Raw genomic sequence first — 3396 nt, forward strand, 5'->3', positions numbered from 1 at the left:
CCGGCCGGCGCCGGCAGCGCCACGGGGCCGGCGACCGGCGCCACGGTCAGCGCGTCGAGATCCGTCGGGGTCACGTCCGCCAGGGACGGCGACGGCTTGCGGGACTTCTTCGGACTGCGCTTGGTGGGCATACCCGAACCTCCTGACTGTCGGCGCGCCGGTGCCGGCGCGGCGAGCGGGCGAGCTCCGGTGGGTCCGACCACGACAGACACCGCGACCGACGGCGGCGGGGAGGATGCGGACGCCCGGAGCGGGACGGGTCCACGGCGTGCGGCGGTGGACCGGGCTCGACGGAAGGGCGTCAGTTACGCATGCCAGCAGGCTAAGCCGTCGCCCGCCCGCCCCGCACCCGAATTACTGGCACGATCGAGGACATGCTGATCGCGTTCTCGATCACCCCGCTCGGCGTGGGTGAGTCCGTGGGCGACCTGGTCGCCGACGCCGTCCGGGTGGTCCGGGAATCCGGCCTGCCCAACCGGACCGACGCCATGTTCACCACCGTCGAGGGTGAGTGGGACGAGGTGATGGCGGTGGTCAAGCGCGCCGTGGACGCCGTCGCGGCGCAGGCGCCCCGGGTCAGCCTGGTGCTCAAGGCCGACCTCCGTCCCGGGGTCACCGACGCGATGACCGCGAAGGTCGCCCACGTCGAGGCCCGGCTGGCCGGAGACACCGGCCCGAGCGCCACGATGCCGCCCGTTCAGGAGTAACCCCGCGCTCACCGGCCGTCGACGTCCCCGCCCGGTCCCGCGAAGACCGCGATACGGTCGCAGGACGGGCACCGGCGACGAGGGGTGGCGGTACGCATGGCACAGCAGGCGACGGCGCAGATCGGGGTCACCGGTCTGGCGGTGATGGGCCGCAACCTGGCCCGGAACCTGGCCCGCAACGGGTTCACCGTGGCGCTGCACAACCGCTCGCCGCAGCGCACCCGCAGCCTGGTCGCCGAGCACGGCGACGAGGGCACCTTCGTGCCGTCGGAGTCCATGGCCGACTTCGTCGCCTCGCTGGAGCGCCCACGCGCGGTCATCGTCATGGTGAAGGCCGGCGCCCCCACCGACGCGGTGATCGACGAGCTGATCCCCCTGCTCGAGGAGGGGGACATCGTGGTCGACTGCGGCAACGCGCACTTCGCCGACACCCGCCGCCGGGAGGAGGCGCTGCGCGGCCACGGGCTGCACTTCGTCGGCACCGGCGTCTCCGGCGGCGAGGAGGGCGCGCTGCACGGCCCGAGCATCATGCCAGGCGGATCGGCGGAGTCCTACCGGAAGCTCGGCCCGATCTTCGAGAAGATCGCCGCCCAGGTGGACGGCGTTCCGTGCTGCCGGCACATCGGCCCGGACGGCGCCGGGCATTTCGTGAAGATGGTCCACAACGGCATCGAGTACGCCGACATGCAGCTCATCGCCGAGGCGTACGACCTGCTGCGGGCCGGCCTGTCGGCGAGCCCAGGGGAGATCGCGGAGATCTTCCGGGAGTGGAACGGCGGCGAGTTGGAGTCCTTCCTCATCGAGATCACCGCCGACGTGCTCGGGCACACGGACGCGGCGACCGGCCGGCCCTTCGTCGACATCGTGCTCGACCTGGCCGAGCAGAAGGGCACCGGCCGCTGGACCGTGCAGAGCGCCCTGGACCTGGGCATCCCGATCACCGGCATCGCCGAGGCCACCTTCGCCCGGTCGCTGTCCGGGCACGCCGACCAGCGCGCCGCCGCCCGCCGCGCCTTCCCGGACGCGGGCGAGAAGTGGCAGGTCGAGGACCGGGAGACCTTCGTCGAGGACGTCCGGCGCGCGCTGCTGGCCAGCAAGATCGTCGCGTACGCGCAGGGTTTCGACCAGATCCGCGCCGGCAGCCGGGAGTACGACTGGGGCATCGACCTGGGCGGCACCGCCACCATCTGGCGGGGCGGCTGCATCATCCGGGCCCGCTTCCTGGACCGGATCCGGGAGGCGTACGACGCCGAGCCGGAGCTGACCACGCTGCTGGTGGCGCCGTGGTTCGCCGACCGGGTCAACGCCGGCGTGCCGGGCTGGCGGCGGGTGGTGGCCGACGCGGCCCGGGCGGGTGTGCCGACCCCGGCCTTCTCGTCGTCGCTGGCCTACTTCGACGCGCTGCGCGCCGAGCGGCTGCCGGCCGCGCTGATCCAGGGGCTGCGGGACGACTTCGGCGCGCACACCTACCGCCGGGTGGACCGGGACGGCTCGTTCCACACCCTGTGGGCGGGCGACCGCTCCGAAGTGGAGGCCTGACCCGGGCGGCGGCCCGAGGGGGGTCAGGCAAGGGTGGCGTGCATCTCCCAGACCAGGATCTCCGCCGGCTCGGTGGTGGTCACCCGCTGGCCGCCGGACATGGTGATCCGGGCCGCGTCACCCTCGTCGAGCCGGCCGGTGCCCTCCAGCGTCACCGCGCCGCTGGGCACGTAGAGGTGCAGGAAGGGCGCGTCCGGCAGGTTCACCTCGTCACCCGGGGCCAGCCTGGCGGCGTGCAGAGTGGCGTACCGGTTGCGGATCCGGATCGCGGAGGCGCCGTCGTACCGGTCCATGCCGGAGGCAACCGGGATCAGGCCGCCGCGCAGCAGCTCGTCGCCGATCTCCAACTGCTCGTAGCCCGGGTCGACACCCTCCTCGTCCGGGAGCACCCACATCTGCACGAAGTGGACCGGGGCGTCGTGCGGCGCGCCGCCCTCCAGCCGCCAGGAGTCGTTCTTCTCGGAGTGCAGGATCCCGGTGCCGGCACTCATCCGCTGGGCCAGCCCAGGATAGATGACCCCGGCGTGGCCGGTGGAGTCCTGGTGGACGAGGGAGCCGCGCAGCACCCAGGTGACGATCTCCATGTCCTGGTGCGGGTGGGTCTCGAAGCCGGTGCCCGGGTGCACCACGTCGTCGTTGTTGACCAGCAGCAGCCCGTGGTGGATGTTCGCCGGGTCGTAGTGCCGGGAGAAGGAGAAGGAGTGCCGGGAGTCGAGCCAGGAGAGCCGGGTCCGGAACCGGTCCCCGGCCCGGCGCACGTCCACCTGGGGCGTGGGGGCGATCGCCGTCACCAGGCACGCTGCCCGGTCTCGGCGGGCGCCCAGGTCATTGCCGGCTCTCCGGTGGCGCCCAGTTCGGCGATCTCGCCGGCGCGTACGGCGGGCGTGTGACCTAGTTCAGTGCAGTGCTGCTCGGCGATCTCGGCGCAGATCTCGGCGACCTGCTCGCAGATCGGGCTGCCCAGGTCCGCCGCGTTCAACGCCATGATCATCTTGTACCGGAGATCCGCCATCCCCCACCCCCGTGGCGGGCGCGTCCCGGCGGCGCGCCCCGGGGCGGTCGGTAGCGCGGGGGCCCCCCCCCCCCCCCGCCCGCACGCCCGGTGGCGTGCCGCGCGATCTTGACGGCATTCTCCACCGCCTCGGCGCCG

General features: G+C 73.3%; 4 protein-coding genes. 2 read left to right on the forward strand and 2 right to left on the reverse strand.

Annotation, left to right across the window (positions count from 1 at the left end; translation table 11 throughout):
• Positions 1 to 374 precede the first annotated feature (374 nt).
• Positions 375 to 707 (forward strand): MTH1187 family thiamine-binding protein, encoded by a 333-nt coding sequence (locus ACWEVO_RS33030; protein ID WP_452311352.1) that lies wholly within the window; start codon positions 375 to 377, stop codon positions 705 to 707.
• Between the two features lie 96 nt (positions 708 to 803).
• Positions 804 to 2246 (forward strand): NADP-dependent phosphogluconate dehydrogenase, encoded by a 1443-nt coding sequence (gene gndA / locus ACWEVO_RS33035; RefSeq protein ID WP_452311353.1) that lies wholly within the window; start codon positions 804 to 806, stop codon positions 2244 to 2246.
• Positions 2247 to 2269: 23 nt separating this feature from the next.
• Here gndA and ACWEVO_RS33040 read toward each other — a convergent pair whose 3' ends face one another.
• Together ACWEVO_RS33040 and ACWEVO_RS33045 are read right to left on the reverse strand one after the other, a co-directional pair.
• A complete protein-coding gene (locus tag ACWEVO_RS33040; protein ID WP_452311354.1) occupies positions 2270 to 3037 on the reverse strand; it encodes a pirin family protein in 768 nt (255 codons plus the stop codon).
• The gene (locus ACWEVO_RS33045) at positions 3034 to 3258 is read right to left on the reverse strand and encodes a thioredoxin reductase (RefSeq protein ID WP_452311355.1); all 225 of its coding nucleotides are present in this window, start codon (positions 3256 to 3258) and stop codon (positions 3034 to 3036) included. The genes ACWEVO_RS33040 and ACWEVO_RS33045 overlap by 4 nt, the downstream gene beginning before the upstream one ends.
• Positions 3259 to 3396 lie beyond the last annotated feature (138 nt).

This window comes from Micromonospora sp. NPDC003776, from assembly GCF_053605645.1.

Bases quoted from the DNA above. Each gene is read 5' to 3' on its own strand.
- ACWEVO_RS33030 (WP_452311352.1), top strand. From the start codon at position 375: ATGCTGATCGCGTTCTCGATCACCCCGCTCGGCGTGGGTGAGTCCGTG.
- gndA (WP_452311353.1), top strand. From the start codon at position 804: ATGGCACAGCAGGCGACGGCGCAGATCGGGGTCACCGGTCTGGCGGTG.
- ACWEVO_RS33045 (WP_452311355.1), bottom strand. From the start codon at position 3,258: ATGGCGGATCTCCGGTACAAGATGATCATGGCGTTGAACGCGGCGGAC.